Origin of the sequence: Helicobacter sp. L8 (assembly GCF_003660355.1) — a bacterium.
Lineage (GTDB): Bacteria > Campylobacterota > Campylobacteria > Campylobacterales > Helicobacteraceae > Helicobacter > Helicobacter labacensis.
In genome coordinates this window covers 38093-59123 of the sequence record NZ_QXQR01000007.1, presented here as the reverse complement: position 1 = coordinate 59123, position 21031 = coordinate 38093, and the positions used below count along the sequence as shown (strand labels likewise).

The 21031-nt window shown below is 48.8% G+C and carries 23 protein-coding genes; 4 read left to right on the top strand and 19 right to left on the bottom strand.

Features of this window, described 5'->3' with window-relative positions:
• Positions 1-106: 106 nt before the first annotated feature.
• Entirely contained in the window at positions 107-940 is an 834-nt protein-coding gene (gene prmC / locus EAO37_RS05145) for a peptide chain release factor N(5)-glutamine methyltransferase (RefSeq protein WP_120944877.1), read from the top strand.
• Here prmC and nspC read toward each other — a convergent pair.
• The 10 genes from nspC to EAO37_RS05095 are packed head-to-tail and all read right to left on the bottom strand — an operon-like array spanning position 937 to position 9388.
• Complete coding sequence (nspC, locus tag EAO37_RS05140) at positions 937-2142, bottom strand: carboxynorspermidine decarboxylase (RefSeq protein WP_120952021.1); 1206 nt, start codon at positions 2140-2142, stop codon at positions 937-939. The two genes, prmC and nspC, sit on opposite strands and share 4 nt — an antisense overlap.
• Complete coding sequence (locus tag EAO37_RS05135; protein ID WP_120944881.1) at positions 2142-3113, bottom strand: chemotaxis protein; 972 nt, start codon at positions 3111-3113, stop codon at positions 2142-2144. Before EAO37_RS05135 ends, nspC begins: the two co-directional genes overlap by 1 nt.
• 40 nt (positions 3114-3153) lie before the next feature.
• The gene (ychF, locus tag EAO37_RS05130; RefSeq protein WP_120944883.1) at positions 3154-4251 is read right to left on the bottom strand and encodes a redox-regulated ATPase YchF; all 1098 of its coding nucleotides are present in this window, start codon (positions 4249-4251) and stop codon (positions 3154-3156) included.
• Positions 4251-5729, bottom strand: a complete 1479-nt coding sequence (locus tag EAO37_RS05125) for a leucyl aminopeptidase (RefSeq protein ID WP_120944885.1) — start codon at positions 5727-5729, stop codon at positions 4251-4253. Before EAO37_RS05125 ends, ychF begins: the two co-directional genes overlap by 1 nt.
• A 2-nt stretch (positions 5730-5731) precedes the next feature.
• Complete coding sequence (locus tag EAO37_RS05120) at positions 5732-6355, bottom strand: DedA family protein (RefSeq protein ID WP_120944887.1); 624 nt, start codon at positions 6353-6355, stop codon at positions 5732-5734.
• Between the two features lie 19 nt (positions 6356-6374).
• Complete coding sequence (gene apt, locus EAO37_RS05115; RefSeq protein ID WP_120952018.1) at positions 6375-6923, bottom strand: adenine phosphoribosyltransferase; 549 nt, start codon at positions 6921-6923, stop codon at positions 6375-6377.
• 8 nt (positions 6924-6931) lie between these two features.
• Complete coding sequence (locus EAO37_RS05110; protein WP_120944891.1) at positions 6932-7264, bottom strand: hypothetical protein; 333 nt, start codon at positions 7262-7264, stop codon at positions 6932-6934.
• Positions 7258-7692, bottom strand: coding sequence for a ribose 5-phosphate isomerase B (gene rpiB / locus EAO37_RS05105; RefSeq protein ID WP_120952015.1), 435 nt, complete (start codon positions 7690-7692; stop codon positions 7258-7260). Before rpiB ends, EAO37_RS05110 begins: the two co-directional genes overlap by 7 nt.
• The gene (gene lepB / locus EAO37_RS05100) at positions 7689-8546 is read right to left on the bottom strand and encodes a signal peptidase I (RefSeq protein WP_120952012.1); all 858 of its coding nucleotides are present in this window, start codon (positions 8544-8546) and stop codon (positions 7689-7691) included. Before lepB ends, rpiB begins: the two co-directional genes overlap by 4 nt.
• The gene (locus EAO37_RS05095; RefSeq protein ID WP_120952009.1) at positions 8540-9388 is read right to left on the bottom strand and encodes a tetrahydrofolate dehydrogenase/cyclohydrolase catalytic domain-containing protein; all 849 of its coding nucleotides are present in this window, start codon (positions 9386-9388) and stop codon (positions 8540-8542) included. Before EAO37_RS05095 ends, lepB begins: the two co-directional genes overlap by 7 nt.
• Positions 9389-9445: 57 nt before the next feature.
• Between EAO37_RS05095 and EAO37_RS05090 the strand changes: the two genes are divergently transcribed.
• On the top strand, positions 9446-9808 hold the full coding sequence (locus EAO37_RS05090; protein ID WP_120952037.1) for a cytochrome c: 363 nt from the start codon (positions 9446-9448) through the stop codon (positions 9806-9808).
• On the opposite strand, the gene thiC is transcribed toward EAO37_RS05090, so the two are convergent.
• A complete protein-coding gene (gene thiC / locus EAO37_RS05085) occupies positions 9805-11145 on the bottom strand; it encodes a phosphomethylpyrimidine synthase ThiC (RefSeq protein WP_120952006.1) in 1341 nt (446 codons plus the stop codon). The two genes, EAO37_RS05090 and thiC, sit on opposite strands and share 4 nt — an antisense overlap.
• Before the next feature lie 54 nt (positions 11146-11199).
• Complete coding sequence (locus EAO37_RS05080) at positions 11200-11709, bottom strand: hypothetical protein (protein WP_120952004.1); 510 nt, start codon at positions 11707-11709, stop codon at positions 11200-11202.
• A 130-nt stretch (positions 11710-11839) separates the two neighbouring features.
• Here EAO37_RS05080 and ispF point away from each other — a divergent pair, with 130 nt between their 5' ends.
• Positions 11840-13033, top strand: coding sequence for a 2-C-methyl-D-erythritol 2,4-cyclodiphosphate synthase (gene ispF / locus EAO37_RS05075; RefSeq protein ID WP_240451732.1), 1194 nt, complete (start codon positions 11840-11842; stop codon positions 13031-13033).
• Complete coding sequence (locus EAO37_RS05070) at positions 13020-13898, top strand: response regulator (protein ID WP_120944904.1); 879 nt, start codon at positions 13020-13022, stop codon at positions 13896-13898. Before ispF ends, EAO37_RS05070 begins: the two co-directional genes overlap by 14 nt.
• Here EAO37_RS05070 and EAO37_RS05065 read toward each other — a convergent pair.
• From EAO37_RS05065 to EAO37_RS05035, 7 genes are read right to left on the bottom strand one after another with little or no spacing between them, the layout of a single operon-like run.
• Positions 13891-14478 carry a ComF family protein gene (locus EAO37_RS05065; protein ID WP_120952001.1) on the bottom strand — a complete coding sequence of 196 codons (588 nt, stop codon included), beginning with the start codon at positions 14476-14478 and terminating at the stop codon, positions 13891-13893. The genes EAO37_RS05070 and EAO37_RS05065 overlap by 8 nt on opposite strands.
• The gene (gene tmk, locus EAO37_RS05060; protein ID WP_120944908.1) at positions 14459-15037 is read right to left on the bottom strand and encodes a dTMP kinase; all 579 of its coding nucleotides are present in this window, start codon (positions 15035-15037) and stop codon (positions 14459-14461) included. Before tmk ends, EAO37_RS05065 begins: the two co-directional genes overlap by 20 nt.
• Positions 15021-15512: a pantetheine-phosphate adenylyltransferase gene (gene coaD, locus EAO37_RS05055; RefSeq protein ID WP_120951998.1), complete on the bottom strand. Its 492-nt coding sequence runs from the start codon at positions 15510-15512 to the stop codon at positions 15021-15023. The genes tmk and coaD overlap by 17 nt, the downstream gene beginning before the upstream one ends.
• Before the next feature lie 2 nt (positions 15513-15514).
• Positions 15515-16072 carry a UbiX family flavin prenyltransferase gene (locus EAO37_RS05050; protein ID WP_120951995.1) on the bottom strand — a complete coding sequence of 186 codons (558 nt, stop codon included), beginning with the start codon at positions 16070-16072 and terminating at the stop codon, positions 15515-15517.
• Complete coding sequence (gene flgA / locus EAO37_RS05045; RefSeq protein WP_120944914.1) at positions 16069-16728, bottom strand: flagellar basal body P-ring formation chaperone FlgA; 660 nt, start codon at positions 16726-16728, stop codon at positions 16069-16071. The genes EAO37_RS05050 and flgA overlap by 4 nt, the downstream gene beginning before the upstream one ends.
• Positions 16728-18581, bottom strand: a complete 1854-nt coding sequence (locus tag EAO37_RS05040; protein ID WP_120944916.1) for an ATP-dependent helicase — start codon at positions 18579-18581, stop codon at positions 16728-16730. Before EAO37_RS05040 ends, flgA begins: the two co-directional genes overlap by 1 nt.
• The gene (locus EAO37_RS05035) at positions 18578-21031 is read right to left on the bottom strand and encodes a hypothetical protein (RefSeq protein WP_120951992.1); all 2454 of its coding nucleotides are present in this window, start codon (positions 21029-21031) and stop codon (positions 18578-18580) included. The genes EAO37_RS05040 and EAO37_RS05035 overlap by 4 nt, the downstream gene beginning before the upstream one ends.

Below are 21031 nucleotides of genomic sequence, written 5' to 3'. Positions count from 1 at the left end.
GCGCATTATAGCTAAAACCCTTTAAAGATTGCCTGCAAGCGCGCTAGCATTTTAAAGGTTTTTTAGGATAGAATGCCCTTTTGCAAACCCCATTTTAAGTTATGAAATGCCGACCAATATCTCCAAAGCGCTTTATGAAGCTAAAAAATTTCTCAAGGATAAGGGTGTGCGCACCGCGCTAGAATCCGAAGTGCTTCTAGCCCATCTGCTGGGTGTGGATCGGGTGTATTTGCACATGCATGCCCAAGAAGAATTAGACGACTTTGCCGTGGATCGCTTCATGCGCATGGTGAAGGCACGCGCTAAGGGCAAGCCCATCGAATACATCACCCACGAGGTGAGTTTTTACAGCCGTCTGTTCTTTGTGGACGAACGCGTGTTGATCCCCAGACCTGAAACCGAGATTTTAGTGCACCAAGCTTCTGAGATCATTCAAGAGTATGGGATTAAAAATGTGATCGATGTGGGGATAGGGAGTGGGGTGGTGGGTGTGAGTTTAGCCCTGCAGCACCCCAAGATTCATGTCATGGGCACCGATATTTCTATGGACGCGCTGGAAGTGGCTAGCATTAATATCACCACCTTTAGCCTGCAAGCCCGTGTTTCTTTAATGCACACTTCTTTGATACAGGGCGTGGAAATCCCCGCGCGCACTTTGGTGGTGAGTAATCCCCCTTATATCCCCCTGGATTATCCCCTCGATGATTCGGTGCGTTATGAACCTGAGATCGCGCTTTATGGGGGCGAACAGGGCGATGAGATCATCAAGGTGTTGATTGATGAAGCCTCTGAAAAGCGCGTGAAATACCTTATCTGTGAAATGGGCTCTGATCAAAGGGCTTCTTTGAGCGAGCATTTAGAATTAAAGGGGTATCGTGGGGTGTTTTACACCGATTACGCCAAATTAGATCGCGGTTTTGTCGCCACGCTCAGGAATTAATTGCGTTCTTTATAATGTGTGTAGTCAAAACTCTTAAGTAGGCTGAATTTGTCATGGGCTAGCAAGCCTAGAGCGGGCAGAGCGATTCCATTAAAGGTGTTGTTTTTCACAATGCTGTAATGTAGCATGTCCTTGAAGACAATTCTATCGCCTACAGCCAAGGGGGTTTCAAAACAATAAGGTCCAATGAAGTCCCCAGCCAAACAGCTCACCCCCCCTAAAAAGTAGCTAAACTCTCCGGTTGGTTTGCCCTCTGCTATGCTCCCATCGCTAGCCACCTTGAAAATCTCTGGTTGGTAGGGCATTTCTAGGCAATCTGGCATGTGGTTGGTGATACTCACATCTAAAATCGCGATCTGCGCTTGGTTTTCTACAATGTCTAACACACTGGAGAGTAAAAACCCCGCTTGCCAACCCACCGCCTCCCCGGGCTCACAAAAGATTTCTTGCAGATTGGGGAACGCTTGTCTTAAACCCTGCATGGCTTGCACCAAGACATTTAGGGCATAGCCCTCCTTGCTGATGTGTTGCCCTCCGCCTATATTGAGCCATTGCATTTGGGCTAGGGTGTCGCCAAAATGCGCGCTGACATGCTCTAGGGTTTCTTGCAAGGCTGGCGCGTCTTGTTCGCAATGGGTGTGGAAATGCAACCCGCTCACTCCCTCCAAACCATAGCGTTCTAGACCCTCTTTAAACGCCTTAGGGGTGATCCCCAAACGGCTATGGGGCGCACAGGGGTTATAAATCAAGGGGCGCACACGGCTAAAAAGCGGGTTGACACGCAGACCTATTTTAATGGGAGAAAGCCCTAATTTGTGCAGTTTTTGGTTTTTTTCTAGCACCAAGTTTTTATAGGCGTGGTATTGGGCAAAAGAATTAAAGATGATATGCGTGGCGATGGGCAAAATTTGGGCAATGTCGCTAGGCTTAAAAGCCGGACTAAAGACGCAGATCTCTTTAGTGCTCTCTCGTGAGCCAAATTCTTCATAAGCCAACAACGCCTCATGCACCCCACTTGCGCAACACCCATGCAAACTCGTGCGCACCCATTCAAAAGCCCGCCAAAAGGCAAAACCCTTCAAGGCTAATACGATCTTAATGCCCGCCTCCTTCTGGGCTCTCTCTAAGAGGGCAAGATTATGCTGGAGCTTGGCTAACTCTAGCACATAACAGGGCGAAGGGATGGCGTGGTAATCTAACATCACGCGCTCTTGACGGGCAAGAAATTCTTAATGATGCGCTCTACATCTAGGGGGTTGGATTTGGAGATAAAATCATCGGCGTGCAAGGAACGCGCCATCTCTTCATTAGAGCTCCCGCTCATTGAGGAATTCACCACAATGGGGATTTTAGCCATGGTCGAATCTAACTTCACGCGTCTAATCACCTCAAACCCGCTAGCCTCTGGCATTTCTAAGTCTGTGATGATGAGCCCGATGTCCTCTATAACGGTTTCTTTGTCAAAGAGATAGTTCAAGAGTTGTTGCCCGTTGATGAAATCTAGGTGTTTGATGCCTAGTTTGTCTAAGATCACCTGCATGGTCTTTAGCACGCTGGGCGAATCATCGGCTAACAACACCATTTTATCGCTGTAAAGCTTGGAGAGTCGACTAAGTTCTTCATGGCTTTCTTGTTCGATCCATGGGAAGACATCGGTGAGCATTTTTTCAATATCCACCACCTGCACCAAGCGCCCATCAAAATAACGCGTCCGGCTTACCAACTTGGAATTGCCACTATTGCCCCCCACGCCTGCGCTCTGTTCGATCTCCGTCCATTTCTTATTTAAAATGCGATCGGCTTCGTAAATACGCACCCCAATGGTCCAGCGCGAAAACTCGCAGATCATGATAATGTCGTCCTCATTAGGCTCTTTTTCAATCCTAAAGGGGCGCAAATCCTTGAGCTTGTTATTGCTATCGTAGTAAAACCACTTTTTCATGTCAATGAGGGGGATGGTGAGCTCCCTGATAATGATCAAGCCCTCCACCAAAGAGTTGGGCTCATGGCTAATCATGGTGAGAGTCCCATCGTATTTCACCACTTCGCGGATTTTAAACACATTCACCGCGTAGAGGTCTTTGTTCTTGCCTAATCTAAAGCATAGAAGTTGCAATTCATTGTTGCGGTGCAGATTGGTAACTTGATCGATGTGGGCAAGATTATTGGCCATGCATGTCCTTAAGGGTGAGATAAAACCCTATTATAGCACACTAGACATTGAACCTAAAGTGCATCACATCGCCATCTTGCACGATGTAATCCTTGCCCTCAATGCGTAACGCGCCCTTTTCCTTTGCGCCTTGTTCTCCCCCATAGGCGATGAAGTCTTCATAGGCGATTGTTTCTGCTTTAATGAAACCCTTTTCAAAGTCCTTGTGAATCACCCCAGCAGCCACAGGCGCGCTAGAACCCTTAGCAATCGTCCAAGCGCGCACCTCTTTGACTCCAGCGGTGAAATAACTAATGAGTCCTAATTGCGTAAAACCCATTTGGATAACGCGTTCCAACGCGCTTTGTGCGATCCCTAGACTCTGCAAAAACTCTTGGGCTTCTTGGGGGGGCATTTGCGCGATCTCTTCTTCTAATTTGGCACACAGACTTACAAAGCGCGCCCCGCGCTTTTTAGCCAAAGCCTGCACCTCCAAGGCGTAGCCATTGGGCGCGCTAGTATGTTCCTCACTGACATTGGCTGCGTAGATCACCTTCTTGGCGCTCAAAAAACGCAACTCCTGTTTGAGAGTGTCTAAATAGGGGTGGGGGTGGCTAAAGGTGCTTACTGGTTGCATGCGCTCTAAATGCGCTAGCAGGGCGCGCGCACATTCTAATTGCTCTTGGGCTTGTTTGTGGCTTTTGGCGTTCTTGGCTAGGCGTTCTAGGCGTTTTTGCAAACTCTGTATATCTGCCAAGATGAGCTCTAGTTCAATGGTCTCTATATCGCCTATGGGATCGATTTTGGAGTTGACATGCACCACGCTACTATCCTCAAAACAGCGCACCAAGTGCAAGATCACCTCACACTCTCGAATATGCGCCAAGAATTGGTTGCCTAAGCCCTCGCCACTAGATGCCCCCTTGATGAGCCCAGCGATGTCTATAAACTCCACACTGGAGTGTTGGATTCTCTGGGGCTTGACAATTCGGGCTAGAGCCTCTAAACGCGCATCGGGCACATCCACTAAGGCTTTATTAGGATCAATGGTGCAAAAGGGGTAGTTAGCGCTCTGGGCTTGCGCGGTGCGTGTGAGCGCGTTAAAGGTGCTGGATTTGCCCACATTGGGCAGACCCACAATCCCAATAGAGAGTCCCACTACTTCAAACTTTCTAGCACAAACTCCACACACGCGCGCACGCCCGCCCCGCTAGCCCCGGGGGTGTTGACATCCCAATCCTTTTCCACATAAGCTGGACCGGCGATGTCAATGTGCAACCATTTGTCCTTGTATTCCTCGCGGATAAACTCATTTAAGAATAGCCCTGCTGTGATCGCGCCCCCATAGCGCACGGGGGTGATATTGGCAATATCAGCCATTTTAGAGTCCAAGAGTTTGCGCAAGTGGCGGTTAAAGGGCAATTTAGCCATCAATTCCCCACTCTTGAGCGCGGCGTGCTCAAATTGGCTTTTGAGTTCCTCATTATTACCCATGATTCCGCTAGTGTAAGAGCCAAGACCCACCACGCATGCCCCCGTCAAGGTAGCAAAATCCACAATCAGATCGGGCTCTAAATCTTGAGCAAAACTCAAGCAATCTGCCAGCACCAAACGCCCCTCTGCATCGGTGTTGCGCACTTCTATAGTCTTGCCCTCTTTGGAGATGAGAATATCATCGGGGCGGTAAGCATCCCCGGCAATCATGTTTTCTGCCAAGCCTAACACGGCGTGCACCTCTGCTTCTACCTTCAGGTGTGCGAGCGCATTGACCACCGCTAACACCGCGCACGCTCCGCCCTTGTCCGCCTTCATGGTGATCATGTATTCAGGGGTTTTAATGCTCAACCCTCCACAGTCATAAGTCAAGCCCTTGCCCACTAACACAACTTTTTTCTTGGCGTTTTTGGGTTTGTAGATCACATGCACGAGTTGGGGGGGATTAGCTGAAGCGCGATTGACCGCTAAATAAGCGTTCATACCCTTTTCTTTGAGATAGTCCTCCCCGTGTACAAAACACTCCAGGGCATTTTTTTCAGCCAAATCTTGGGCTTTTTTGGCGATATAGGGCGCGCTGGCGACATTGGGGGGGGTGTTGACTAAATCGCGGGCTAAATTGACATGTTCGACTAGCACACGGGCTTTGTGGATCAATTTTTCTAGATTGTGCTCTAGGGTTTTAACCTCGTGTTTAAACTCGTGGGCTTCCCCTAAGGCTAGGACAACCTCTTTTAAATGCACGGGCTCTTTTTGACTCTTATAAGCCTCATAACTGTAAAGCCCAAATTGCAAACCCGTCAAGATCGCCAACATGGTTTGCCCTAAAGGACATTCGCCCTCGCTGGTGTGTTGGGCGGCATACAACCCCACTTTTGCGCTTTTGAAATGGTATTTTTTGAGTGTGCGCACCGCTAAACACGCCGCCTCTCTAAAGAGATGCGCATCATTGTGCGCCACCCCCACATACAGCCGTTTATGGGCTTGGTCCAAAAACACGCCCTCCCCTTCGTAGTGGAAAGTGTCTAGCACCTCTTTATGGTGCACCCATGGGTGGTTGCAATTTTTCTCCACCACAAAGACAATAGACACATCAGCTTTGACCTGCTCAAAGGGGGCATGGTCTAACTTAACTTGCAACATCGCTATCCTTTCTTGAGTTTTAAGCCTTGCTGGACTTGTTGGATCTTTTTGTCAATCTTCTTGGTGTGGGTTTGGAAATACCAAAACACAAGTCCCAAGACACAGACCAATAGTAGTATAACAAGGTAAGGATAATGCTTAAGCACGCCCAACACTTGGAAAATTTGTTCTCCAAAAAACCACGCCAGCACGATCGTGATAGAAGCCCACACAAAAGCGCTTAACAAATTGATCAAGGCGAATTTGAGCGCGCTGTAGCGGGTGAGCCCAATACTAATAGGGATAATGGTGCGCATGCCATACATGTAGCGCTGGATAAAGATCACAAACCAGCCGTATTTTTGCAAGAGCAAATGCGCTAGGGCGAGTTTACGCCGTTGTTTCTCTAGTTTTTTATTGATGTAAGCCTTGCTGGTGCGCCCGATGTAAAAGTAGATTTGATCCCCGCTAAAGCCCCCCAAAGCCGCCACCACAATCGCCCATAGCAAGTGCATATGCCCGGCATAACAAGCCATGCCCGCTAAGATTAGACCTATTTCGCCCTCTAAGATACTCCAGAAAAATAAAATCACATAGCCCCAAGTGGCCGCGTAATTGTTCCATAATTCTATGATATAGGCTTCCATCAATGCCGACTTTGAACATTTAACATGGATACTCCAAAACACTAAAGACATTGACCTTTTCCCCCACCTTCTCTAAGCCCCCCAGTTCTCTTAAGCCAATTAAAAAGCAAGCTTCTAGGCACTTAGCCTGCAACCTGTCTAAAAGTTCCAAGCTGGCTAAGGCTGTGCCCCCCGTGGCGATCAGATCATCAACCAGCAAAACACGCGCGTCCTTGATCTCTCTTAGCGCATCTGTGTGTATTTCTAGGCTATCTACGCCGTATTCTAACTGGTAGTCCACCCGTATTGTCTTAAAAGGCAATTTCCCCTTTTTGCGCACGGGCACAAAGCCTGCCCCTAAGGCGTAAGCCAAAGCCGCCCCCAAAATGAATCCGCGCGCTTCAATCCCCACCACAAAATCAATGCTATGGTGTTGGTAGCGCAATTTCAAATTGTCTATGAGCTTGGCAAATAGAGTAGGGTGGTTGATAAGCGGGGTGATGTCCCTAAACAAAATGCCCGCTTTGGGGTAATCCTCTATCTCTCTAATACACTCATGAAGCTGGGTTTTAAATTTCTGGTTAAACATGCACTTCCTTATAGCAACGCTTCTATTTTTTGCTCCAATTCGCGGATACGGGCTTTATATTGATCGGTTTCCAAGCGGTATTGGGCGTTGCGCTGCTTTAAGACCTTCACTTCATCCTTTAACATGTTCATCTCATGGGTGAGAATATCAATATTGCCCAGAGATCGCTGTAATTGCAACTGGTGCTTTTGGATCAGCACTTCTGCTTCCTGTAAGGTGAGTTTCATGGATGCGGCGTATTTTTCTTGGCGTTTGGCTACAGAGCGGTAAAAAAAGGCGCGAATCGCCATGTAAACCACGAACAAGACAATGAGAGTAACAATCATCCACTGGGCTAACATGGCATACCCTCCAACTTGGCGATGCGTCTAGCATGCCTACCCCCCTCGAACGCGCCTTGCAAAAAGGCTTCTAAAATGCTTTGAGCTACCCCAAAGCCCACCACATTTTGCCCCAAGCACAAGACATTCGCGTCATTGTGCAAACGCGCCATGGTCGCCATATACGCGTCCGTGCACAAAGCCGCGCGCACCCCGGGCATTTTATTGCATGCCATGCTCATGCCAATCCCACTCCCACACACCACCACCCCCACCACCCCCTGTTTGATCTCTTGGGCAACCTGTTTGGCGATATCGGGGTAATCCACCTTGATCCCCCTTGGGGGCTTAAACACGCGCAGGCGCGCCCCACGCGCCTGCAACACCCCTTGCAAAAACTCTGCCAAATCCAACCCGGCATGATCGCAACCTAGCACAATCTCCCTCATTTGCGCTCTCCAGCGATCGCTTCAAGCCCGCTTAGACTCTTAAACATGCGTTTCCAACGCACCTTAAACACATTCCTAGGATTGCTTGTGCCCTCGCTATTGGTTAGATTGAGACTAAAATATGTAAACCACGGTGTGCCCACGATGTGGCTATAGGGCACACTCCCCCAAAAGCGCGAATCGCTGCTGTCATCGCGGTTATCTCCGATCATAAAAAAGTGATCGGGTTGCACCTTGGTGTAAAACACCACCTCATCGCCCATATCTAATTCTTGCATACTCACCTTGAGGTCTGGATGATCTGCGAGTTGGTGGTGGTAGATCGCGCGCATCACATGAAAGGTTTGGTTGTGCTGGGCATAGAAAATCCCCTTGTGATCAGCTTGGTAGGGAGCAAAGACAAAGTCCTTCCCCATAAAGCGTTTGATCTTGTGTTGGGGGAAGTGTTTGGGAATGTAACTAGAATCGCTTTGGGCTTGAAAGGGACGCAGATAAAAGCCCTCGGCATTGAAGATCACTTCATCGCCCCCTGTAGCAAAAAGTCTTTTGACCCAGTAGCCCTTATTGGTGTAGGGGATAAAGACCACAATTTCACCCCTTTGGGGTCTTTTGCCCTCAAATAAATGCCCATTCCCCCTAAAATCAGGAAGTAGGGAAAAATCCAGCCATGGGAGTCTAGGTAAGGGGATGCCATAGCTAAACTTTTTCACAAAGAGCATGTCGCCTTCATAAAGAGTGCCCACCATCGAGCGCGAGGGGATGATAAAAGCTTGGGCGACAAAGAAGATCGCCAAGAGCACTAAGATGATTGTCCCTACCCAACTAGAAGCAAAGCGGTTAATCTTTTTTAACATGGGCGCTCCCAAGAAGTTTTAGCCGCTAAAAGAGTGTTTTGCAATAGCGCGCTAATGGTCATAGGTCCCACGCCCTTAGGCACAGGGGTGATATGGCTCACCTTATGGCGCACCGCCTCAAAATCCACATCGCCCACAATCCTATCTCCCTGCTTATTGATTCCAATATCCACCACCACAGCGCCCTCTTTAACCATGTCCGCTCCTATGAGTTTTGCACGCCCCACTCCCACGCATAAAATGTCTGCGCGCGCGCTATAGGCTTTTAAATCCTTAGTGAGAATGTGGCATAAACTCACGCTTGCCCCCGCGTTCAACATCAAGGACGCTAAGGGTTTGCCAATGATATTACTCGCCCCCACAACCACCACATCTTGACCCTTGACTTCAATGTTATAATGTTGCAAGAGTTGCATCACCCCCATCGCGGTGGCGGGCAAAAACCCCTTGAGTAAACTATTAGAATAAACCCGCCCAACATTCAAGGGATGGAAACCATCCACATCTTTAAAAGGGGCGATCGCCTCTAAAATCTCGCGCGTGTCCATGTGTGCGGGCAGGGGTAATTGCACCAAAATCCCATGCACGCTTGAGTCCGCATTGAGGGCATGCAATATTTCCAAGAGTTTGTCTTGAGAAGTGGAGTCTTCTAAATGCTGGAGTTGGCAGGTAAGTCCTACGCGCGCACAGGCTTTCATCTTCATGCTGACATACACCTGACTAGCCGGATTAGCGCCCACCAAGATCACCGCCAAAACAGGCGGTTTTTTTAACCGCGCCACTTCCTCCTGCAAGAGGCGTTCTTTGTGCTTTGCTAACGCCCACCCATCTAATAAGACCATATGCGTCCTAAGAACTTTTTGCGCTATTATAATCAAAAATCTTTGAAAAGGGCTGGTATGCGTCGAGCGTTCGCGCTGTGGTTGTGCTTAAGTGCTTTAGCGGAGGGCGCGCCCAATGCGCCCAAAAACAAAGAAAATAGCTTCATCACCATTTTAGAATACGGCAAGGAATTGTATAAAAACCCTAGAGATATTAGCTGTGTGAAATGCCATGGTTTGCTAGGCGAAGAAAAGGTGATCACGCGCTTTATCCAGCACCACAAGCCACGCGTTTTTAAAGCCCCTCCCATTTATAATTTGAGTTTTGAGCGATTCAAAAACGCCCTAGAGCGAGGGCGATCCATCATGCCTAAATACAATCTCACCCCCGAAGAGATCAAGGCGATCTATTACTACATCACCTCCACGCACAAGCACTAAGCCCCTTGGTTGTAGCGTTTAAACACCTCTTGGCTCACCTTATAGCTGCAAAACTTGGGTCCGCACATGGAGCAAAACTCCGCTTCTTTAAACACCTCTTGGGGCAAGGCTTCATCGTGATACTCTCTAGCCCTGTCGGGATCTAAAGCGAGCTCAAATTGTTTATTCCACTCAAAGGCATACCTAGCATCGCTCATCAAATCATCGCGCACGCGCGCATTGATACGCCCTCTAGCAATGTCAGCGGCATGGGCAGCAATTTTATAGGCTAAAATGCCCTCCCGCACATCTTTGGCATTGGGCAAGCCTAAATGTTCTTTAGGGGTTACATAGCACAACATCGCCACGCCCTTCCAGGCGGCTACACATGCCCCAATCGCGCTAGCGATGTGATCGTAGCCAGCCGCAATGTCGGTTACTAGAGGTCCTAGCACATAGAAAGGAGCTTGGTTGCAAAACTCTTGTTGGAGTTTGACATTGCGCTCGATTTGGTTTAAAGGCACATGCCCGGGACCCTCGATCATCACCTGCACATCTTTTTCATAGGCGCGTTGGGCTAACTCGCCTAGCACTTTCAACTCGGCAAATTGCGCGGTGTCGCTCGCATCTGCCAAACACCCGGGACGCAGCGAATCGCCCAAGCTCAAGCTCACATCGTATTGCTGGCAAATGGCTAAGATGTCATCAAAAGCTGTATAAAAAGGGTTTTGTTTGTGGTAATGCATCATCCACGAAGCCATCAAGCTACCCCCACGGCTCACAATCCCCATTTTGCGCTTACTTACAAAGGGCATGTGCTCGAGCAAGAACCCGCAGTGGATGGTGAAGTAACTCACCCCCTGTTTGGCTTGTTTTTCTAGCACCCCTAGCATCGTGTCAATGTCTAGTTTCATGACATCGTTATTGACATCGTGCAAAATCTGATACATGGGCACCGTGCCAATGGGCACGCTTGAGGCTTTAATGATCTGCGCACGGATCGCGTCTAAGTCCCCACCGGTGGATAAATCCATCACCGTGTCCGCCCCGTATTTGATGGCGGTTTGCAATTTCTCTACTTCTTCATCTATAGAGTGGATGATGGCAGAACTCCCGATATTGGCGTTGATTTTGGTTTTGAGCGCAACTCCAATGCCCATAGGTTCTAAATGGGTGTGCGCAACATTAGCAGGGATGATCAAACGCCCGCGCGCCACCTCCGCGCGCACCAGATTAGGGCTTACCTCCTCTATGTTGGCAATATAAGCCATTTCTTCAGTGATCACACCCTTTTTAGCGTAGTGCAACTGGGTTTTAATGGGATCGTTGGTGCGCTTGGCGCAGTATTCACGACTCATAAGACTCCTTTATTTGAAAGTGTCTAAGACTAGCACATTTTTATCTGCTCTGCGCTAAAAAAGCGCGTTGCTGTCCAAATCCCATACCCGCCAATTATCAAAATATTTCCCCCTAAATTGCATTTCAATGTCTAGTAGTGTCCATTTGTCGCTGTCATGCACACCACTCAAGCACTCATAGACAAAACAATGGCAATTGCGCTCATAATTTTCTGTAGGGACACTTCCATAACGCAGTGTCTGCCCCACCATCGCGCGTGCGCGCTTGGCTGCCTCAGGGAAACCCACCGCCTGTGTGCCCTTGCAAGCGACATAAATGCTCAACGCTTGGGTGCCACTGATAAATTGCTTGGGGGTGGAGAGGCGCACTTGACCTGAGCCTAGTAATTCCACAATTTGGTTTTCTCCCACATAAATACCCGTGTGGGTGGTGGGACCATACAGACGGCAATACAGAATGCTCCCTAGCTTAGGGGTAACTTTGTCAAAGATCACATTATCCACAAAAGATTCGGCTAAATTCAGCGCGGCAGGGATGCCTAGAATCATGAGGGGTAAAGCCATAAACTTTCCTTTTAGTGGCATTAAGCACAAAATTTTAACATAAAAACTCTTATCTTAATTCCTATTAAGTTTAAAAACGCTAGAATCGAAAGTTTTACTTTTTCTGCGTAAATCTTAAGAAGGGGCTTTTTTGGACGGGAATTTTCAGGTGTTTAAGCCCATGGGTCTTAGCCTCGTGTTGGCTGCTGCAGGGAAGGGCACGCGCTTTTTAGAGAGTTTGAAACACCCTATCAAGATCAAAAAGCAATGGTTGCTGGTGCGCTCCACGCCTTTGTGGCAAAGGGTTTGTGAACAATTCATGCGCTTGGGGTGTTTTGAGCGCGTGGTGGTGGTGGCTGGTGATCGCATAGAACAGGTGTTCATGCAAGCGCGTTTGCCTGACGCGTGCGTGGTGGTAGGGGGGGAGAGTCGCCAAGAGAGCGTGCAAAACGCCTTAAAACAAGTGCAGAGTCCTTTGGTGGTGGTGAGCGATGTGGCGCGCTTTGGACTGGATTTGGGGGTGCTTCATAATCTCTTGGATCGCATGCGTGATCCCAGCTTGCAAGCCATAGCCCCCGCTCTACCCCCCACAGACACGCTCATTTATCAAGATCGCCCCCTAGATCGCGATCACGCCCTTTGCGTGCAAACCCCCCAAGTGTGCCGGACTAACGCGCTCAAAAAGGCGTATAGTTTGGGGCGTTTTAGCGATGAAAGTAGCGCGTTGTTAGCCAGCGGGGCGCGCGTGGATTTTATCCCAGGAAGCGCGCATTTACACAAACTCACCACCGCAGGGGATTTAGCTATGCTAGCCCCCTTGCTAGACCCCCCAGCCCAGCATGTGGGTATGGGCTTTGATGTGCATGCCTTTGAGTCTAATAAGCCCTTGAAATTGGGGGGGGTGTTGATCGATCCTAGCGATTGCCAAAATTTGGGGCTAAAAGCCCATAGCGATGGCGATGTGCTCTTGCACGCGCTTTCTGACGCGCTCTTAGGGGCGATCAAGGGGGGGGATATTGGTATGTATTTTAGTGATCAAGATAGCGCGTTTGCCAATTTGGATTCTAGCGTGATCTTAGAGGCGATTCACGCTCTAGCCCAAAATATGGGGCATGAGATCAGCGGGGTGGATTTGAGTTTACTAGCCCAAATCCCCAAGATCGCCCCCTATAGGCAGCGCATTTGTGAGAATATCGCGCGCTTATTGCGCATTCCCCCCTATCTTGTCAATTTGAAAGCCAGCACAACAGAACATTTAGGATTTATTGGAAGAAAGGAAGGCATGGGGGCACAGGCTGTCGTGCAAACCAAAACCTACCCCCCCAAATACAATGAAAAGAGTTGAAAAAGTCTTGATTATTGAGGATGAGGTGCATTTAGCCCAGAGTATCGCCAACGCCCTAGCTGGGTTGGGTTATAAATGCCAAAGCGTGTCTAGTATTTTCCACAATTTCAAAGAAGACTACGATGTGGTGCTGGTGTCTTCTAAGGTTTGCGTGGATCGTTGCGAACACTTTGTGCGCAAGAACTCCAAGGCGATCACCATCATGATGGCTTCCTTCATTAGTGAAGATAGCGTGAATCGCCCCATCCAAGCGGGCGCTAGGGACTATATTCTCAAGCCCTTTAAAATGGACGATTTGATCCGCAAGATCACTTACCATAAGTCCTATCAAGAAACCCTGCAACGCGCTCGTCTGTATGACAAATATTTGGAGTTCATGCATGCCCCTAAGGATTTCAAGCCCCTTTTAGATCACAACCCCCCCTTCATTGTGCGCGCCCACGCCCAAAGCAGTGCGGATCTCTTTGCCCTGCACTACGCGCGCGCCAACCACCTGGATCTAGAATTTTTCTCTCTCAAGGACACCCCTCCAGAATCCATGCGTGGGGTGTTCTATGTTACCCATTTAGAAACCCTCAAAAGCGCAGAGCGCGACAAATGCTTAAAGGTCTTAAGCAAGCAACAAGCCATCATCTCCTATGTGGGCGCAGGACCCATAGAATTTGAAAGGGTGATCACCCTAGACACCAAGCAACCCCAAAGCACCCCTTTAGAATTACTCTCCATCCAAGATTACGAAAAATACGCGATCGTGCACTTTGGTCCCTTTTACACGGACACCCAATTAGCCAGACATCTAGGCATTAGCCGTAAATCTCTTTGGGAGAAGCGCCGGCGTTACAATTTACCCCGTAAGCCTAATTAGCCCCTAGTGCCAACACCACCCCAAAGTGCACCCGCACCCCAGCGTGCGCTAGAGTTTGCAAGGCTTGTTGCATAGTAGTTCCAGTGGTGAGAATATCATCTAGCAAAAAACAATCTAATCCCTCTTGCCCTTTGTAGATAAAGCCCTTGCTATGGCTTTGGCGGAAAGCTAGGCTTTGCCCGGCATAGGTGATCTCTTGCGTGGCTCTGAGTTGGTAATAGAGTGGGCTAAAGGGACTGTATTGGCAAAATTGCCTCAAGATCACGGCTGTGGGCGCGTAAGCGCGCTTGAGTGTGTCATCGATGCAAATCCCATGTAGGGGGTGGGGTAAATTAAGAGTGGGGTAGACTTGTTGCAAAAAGCTTGAGCGCGCCTTGCGGGCTAAAAGGGCTAAAAGGCGGCTTCCGATGTCGTGGTATTTGCTCTTTAACAACACTTTTACCTCATCATAGAGATAGAAGCCATAGACACTTATCCCCCCTAGCGCGCGCTTTAAGATCGTGGGGGTTAACAGGCTATCACAAGGCGCGCACACCAAGCTAAAGGGGCGCACCCATGTTTCACACAGCACACAGCGCATGCGCCAACACGATTTTTAACACGATTTCGTGCACCTGTTCTACACTCTTGGACGCGTCTATGCTATGCGTTGGCACGCCCAATAGGGTGGTGGCTTGCTCCAAGCGTTCCTGCACGCCCATGAGAAAATCCACTCCCTGAATTTCGATCCCATCGGGGTGTTTGGCGCGCAAACGCGCCTTTAAAGTGGGTTTATCTAGTTTTAAAAACAAGACAAAATGGGGCAATACATCTAAGTTGTGCGCGCAGTGTAATTCCCAAGCGCGTTCTAAATCATAGCCAGAGTAAGCCAGTCCAGAGACAAGGCATCGATCGCTAAAGAGGAGTTTGTCTAAATTAGGCTTGATGACTTGTTCCACATGCACAGCTCGATCGGCTAAGAATAAGAGAAATTGGGTAGGGGGAGAAAAAGCGTTATGCAGGGCAGCATGGCGCAAGCGCTCCCCTAAAGGCGTGCCTCCGGGCTCACAGCTAAAGATCGCTTCAGGGAAGAGGGGTTTGAGTAAGTTAATTTGGGTGCTCTTCCCGCTTGTGTCCACCCCCTCAAAGGCGATCCACATCGCCTCTCCTTTGGATGAAATCCACTACACTAGAAGGCACAAGATGGGCGATTTGCCCCTTATGGGCTAAAATGCTACGCACCACAGAGGCGCTAATGAAAGCGTTTTGCAGGGCGGGCATGAAGTAAATTGTTTCTAATTGCGGGTTTAAAGACTTGTTGGCATAACCCATTTGGAATTCAAATTCAAAATCGCTCAACGCTCTAAGCCCTCTAATAATATAACGCGCGTGGCGCTCCCTAGCTAAGTCCACCAAGAGTCCCTCAAAGCCCACGCACTCCACCCCCAAAGAGCTAACACTCAAGCGCATCATCTCTAGGCGTTCCTCTAGGCTAAAAAGAGGGGTTTTGGTTTTAGAGCGCGCGATAGCCACCACAAGTTTGCCAAACAAGGCATGCGCGCGCTGGATAATGTCCAAATGCCCATTGGTGATGGGATCAAAGGTGCCCGGGTAAATGGCGCAATGCTCTAGCATGGTTACCCCCAACGCTTGTAAAGATGATTTTCAATCCCCAAAGCGTCCAGCCACTTCCCCACTAAAAAGAGTTCCATGCTCTCTAGGGTTTTGGGTTGGGTGTAATAAGTGAGCATGGGAGGGGCAATACAAACCTGTGCGCGCGCCAAGATGCGCAAATTTTCTAAAGCGATAGCATGCAAGGGCAACTCCCTAGGGGCGATCAAGAGCTTTTTTTGCTCCTTTAACATCACAGCCGCGCAACGACTCATCAAATCATCGCAAATCCCATGCGCGATCTTGGCGATGATATTGAGACTAGCTGGGATGATCGCCATCGCTTGCGCCCCAAAGCTCCCCGAGGCGATGGGCGCGTCAATTTGGCGTTCCTCAAAGATGTTTAAGGGGCGTTGCATGGCTTTTAATGCGCTTTTAAGGCAAATTTGTTGTTCACAACGCGCCACGCGCTTGGCACTTTGGCTGATGATGACAAATAGGGTGTGTTCTTGGGGCACATGTTCTAGGAATTTTAAAGCCAATTGAGTCCCGCTAGCCCCGCTAATGCCCAAGACCAATTTCATAGCACTTCGCCTTTAAGCAATCCGGTGATACGCACCTGCACGCGTCTTTTGCTCTCTATATTCAAGGCTTCGATCACTTGGTTTAAACTCCCATTTTGCAGGGCTTGCAAAGAGGTTTCTAAAGAAATGGGTCCGCTTTGCAGGGTGGCGCTAAACATTTCGTTTTTGTAAACCAGAATCTTGGGCGCGATCTTGTCTATGCTCAAAAGGGTGTTGGGGGCTAAAAAACTCTTGGTGCTACTATTATTGATGTAAGAGGCATCTAGGGGCATGGTGTTGAATCGCTCAAAGGGCACGCTTTGGGAGTAGGTGTTGCTAGAGTCCAAATTGACATCTTTTTTGAGCATGTTCTTGGTTTTAAAGACTTCAATTTGGGCGATCACTTGGTATTTGAGTAAAGCCTGTCCCACGCGCACCAAACCCTCGTTTTTCAAAAACTGGGGGGGACGCAGGTTTAAAGGAGGCTTAGCTTGGGCTAAAAAGGCATCTAGGCGCGCTTGATCCCCGCTGACTAATTGCACTTGCACAGAGGTGATATGGAAGTGATAGGCATGGTAAAAATTCTGGTAGGCTTCTTGGATTTGCTGGGCGAGCAGGGCGATCGAGTCGCCAAATAGGCATTGCCAGCACAATAAGCTCAAGAAAAGCGCGCGCACTAACACCCCTTGATGATCTCTTTGAGGAAGGCTGAGGGGCGCAAGCCGTGTTGCAAAGTGTTAAAGTAGACTCTTTGTTGCGCGCTACACAAGTAAAGTTCCTCCTTAGCCCGCGTGATAGCCACATAGCACAAACGCCGCTCCTCTTCTAAATCCGCCTTGTAATAGGGAAAAAACCCCTCTTCAAAACCCACCACAAACACGACTCTAAATTCTAGCCCCTTAGCGGCGTGCACACTCATGCAAGAGAGCGCGTGCTGGGCTTTGGGGGTGGGTTCCTCTAAGACACTCTGCTCTAAAAAACTGCCTAGATTGGCTTGGGGCTCTTGCAGGTGCTCGTCTAACATGGATTCAAAGGCGTGCAAGTATTCTAATTCCTCCTCCTCATAGTGTATCTGCAAGGGCACGGCTTTCAAGAGGGCAGAAAACACCTGCTTGGGGGGGGTTTGTGCAAGCGCATCTAAGAGAGCGCAAAACTCCTTTAGGGCTTTGAGCGATCTTTTGGCTAGCACGCCTTGGAGCTGATCTTGTTGGCAGAGTTGATAAAGGCTACATCGGCGCGCTTGGCTAAGTTCTTGGAGTTTTTTAAGGCTATGACTCCCTATGCCCCTAGGGGGGGTGTTTATCACCCTAAGCAAGCTGGCATCATCATTGGGGTTGCTAACCACGCGCACATAGGCGAGTAGGTCCTTGATAATGGCACGCTCAAAAAACCCGGTAGCCCCCACCACCCTGTAAGGAATATCCGCCCGGCGCAAGCCCTCTTCAATCCCCTTAACTAGCATGTTAAAGCGGTATAAGATCGCCATTTGGTTATAGGGGATGCCCCGCTTGGCACATTCTAAAATCGTCTTGATTAAAAAAGCGTTTTCGGCTTGGTCGTCTAAGAAATGCTTGAAGACTAGGTGCTGGTGGGTAGGGATGGGGTTGTGGCTAAAGAGGACCTTTTGGTGGCGGCGCGTGTTGTGCTGGATTAGGGTGTTCGCGCATGCCACGATGTCTTTAGAGGATCGGTAATTTTGCTCTAACTTCACCACCTTAGCTTGGGGGAAGTGATCGCTAAACTCTAGGATATTGTTGATGTCAGCCCCCCTAAAACCATAGATGCTTTGATCGTCATCGCCCACCACGCATAAATTTTGGTGGGCGCTGCAGAGTTTTTGCAATAGCTTGAATTGGAGGGGGTTGGTGTCTTGGTATTCATCTACCATGATAAATTCATAGCGTTGGCTGGTGTCCATGGCGAGTTCATGGTAGGCTTCTAGCAGGGCGTAGGGCAGTGTGAGCAAGTCGTCTAAATCTATCCCATTGTGTTCTAGCAAAATATCTTGGTAGGCTTGATAAGCCCTTTGGGTGTCGGCATAACAATCGCGCAGGGCGATTTGGTGGTTTTTCACCATAGAAATGTATTTGAGGGCATTGCCCAAATAAGCCTTTTCTTCTATGTGCGGGGGTTTGTGCTTTAAAATCGCCTCTCTGCTTAGGGTTTTGGCTTCTTGGGGAGATAGGAGCTTGAAATCTTGCATATCGAACAAATGGGCATGCTGTTTGAGAAAAAAGAGTCCAAACTTATGGAAGGTGGTAAGTAGGGGGGGGTTTGGATCAACATACCCGCACGCGCGCAAGAGGGCGTTAGCGCGCTCTCTCATCTCACAAGCGGCTTTATTAGTGAAGGTAAGGGTGAGCGTGTTTTCAGGACGCACCCTTTCACAGGCTAACAAATAGGCTAGACGCGTGGTAAGGGTTTTGGTTTTGCCACTGCCCGCCCCGGCTAAAATGAGTAGGGGACCTCTGGTGTGCATACAGGCTTGCGCTTGGGGGGTGCTCAAGCCCGCTAAGAGTTTGTTTTTCATCGGAAGTCTTCTTGGTTGGTGGGGGGTTCGATAATGAAGTCTAAATAGGTGGATTGGAAATCCCTATCCTTAATCGCCCCAAAGTGGTTTAAACTCGCCTCTAAATTCCCATTGTGCTGGTAGAGTAATCCCAAACCATAGCGCACATCGTAATTATTGGGCAACTTGGTTTTGGCAAATTCTAAGATCAAAGCCGCATCGCTGTAGCGTTTCAGGGCGATATTTGCCAAAGCCCCTAACATTAGGGGTTCAGCGTCTGTTTCCTTGCGCTCATCAATGAGAAAATTAAACAAACTAACCGCCTTTTCGTATTTCTTTTGAAAAATGCTAATGAGAGCTAGCATGCGCACTAAATCCGTGCTCAAATCCGGATCTTGAGTCGCGCTTAGGCGCAAGCTGAGATCTCTTTCTTGCTGGTTTAATAGCCCTGTGATAAAGCCCAAGTAAATATACATTTTACGCGCCAACAAGGGACCATGCACAAGCTCTTCCCAGTTCATATGCTTATTAGTCAAAAAGGCGTAAGCCCCTAACATCTGTTTGATATCCGCGCGGTATTTGAGCATCATCTCATAAAACAGATTGGTGAGCATGTTATCTGGTTGCATGGCTTGCAAAGCCTTAAAGCTCTCCACAAGGCGTTGTTTATCATGGGCTTTGTGCGCGTAGGCGATATTGAGCGCGTAGTAAATTTTAAGGGGTTTGCGCACATGGCTTAACCAACTCAAGTCGTCATTGCTCGCGTCGTTGAGATAGGCGATGAAGGAGTGCAAGAAGGCGCGCTGAGTCTTGCTGGTGAAATTCATCGCCTGAAACTCTGTGGTGAGCCTTTTTAAAAACATCTGCGTGTCTTCGTAATTGAGTCGCCCAGCCAACACGGCAAAAATACCCGCTAAAACATTACGGCTATCTAGGTAGTAAGATTTCTTAAAATGGAAGCTCGCGTGGTCGAAATCTTCTAGTTGGGCGTAGATGAGCGCGGCGTTATAGTGGCTCACCGCGTTATTGGGGTTGGTTTGCAGGGCTAATTTGAGCTGGCGCAACGCGTTCCTCAAGTGGGATTTTCCCACATCTTTAAGGGCGATCAAGGTGTATTGATCCGAAGTGCTCATGTCCTTGCCCGTGTCTAGAGCTTTTAGCGCGCTTTGCAAATCCATGGCCCCATTGGTGTCCACAAAAGAAACCCCCTCTTGCACCGCCGTCAACCCACCTTTGACATCTATGAGATTGAAGGGCGCGTAATAAAAAAAGATACGGTAAATAGGCAAGCCAATGCTCTCTTTAAAATTGTTCTTCCAAAAGTCGCGCCTCACGGTGTTGATGTCAAAAAAGCGGGCGTTGAGGATGGGGGCGATGGGGTAGGTGTCGCTTAGGATTTTGAGTTTATGCGTGTCATTGGCGCTGTGCTGGTTGAGAAAATCCAGCATACGGCTCGCTTCAATGAGATTGCCCATTTTTAAATAGATGATCTCCATAGCCATGAACGCGCTCATGTCCTCAGGGTATTGATCGCTGTAGCGTTTGAGGTGTCCTAGCGCGCCATCGTAATCTCCCAAGCGCGCGGCTAGCAAACCTAGGGCTTTTTGATCTTTGGGTGTAGAGACCGCGTCCAAATTGTCGAGCGCGTTTTGCGCATCCCCAAAGAGGAGGTAAATTTTGCTAGCCAACCTTTGGCGCGCGCTTTTAAACAGCGTAAAATTAGAGTGGTTTAAGGTGGATAGGGTTTCAAAATAATGCCCCCCGTAGTAAAGCCCTAGCGCGTAAGTGTAGGCATAAACGGGCTGGTTGGCGATCTCAGGGAGATGTTGCATGGTGAGTTTCAAATAGCGGGTGTATAAATCCATGTTATTGAGATAAAAAGCGGCGACCATCGCGTTGATCGCGTTCACACTGGTGTTTTGCCCGGATTTAATGGCGTTATTGAAGGCCACAAGCGCGCCGGTGTAGTCGTGTTCGCGCATTTTAATCACGCCCAAATTGTGGTTAGCGATACTAGAAGAGAGGCGCGAAATATCATTGAAGATATTGAGGGCTTCTTGCTGTTGACCTCGCTGGTAGAGAATATCGGCTTTGGCGATCAGGGCATTGATCTGTTCTTCATTGCTCAAGCGAATCGCACTGCCTTCCTGCAAGGTGGGCAAGCGGGCAAAATCCTCATCTTGACTGGCATTACTTCTCTCGCGCTCTTTTTGGAGTTGCCCCTCCGCTTCTAAAAGCTCTTTGCGCTCGCTACGGTGCTTGTGGTGGATTGCCACTGAGATACCCAAGATCAACAACACAAGGACTAAAACCCCCCCACCCACGCCTATGGCTAATTTGGGGTGTTCTTTGATCCCAGCTAGGCTATTGGTGATCTTCTCAAAAGCGGTGTGGCTGAAGACCTGCTTGAGAGATTGCAATGACACGCCGAATTTGGATTTATTGGCGTTATTATTATTGTCATCAACCAT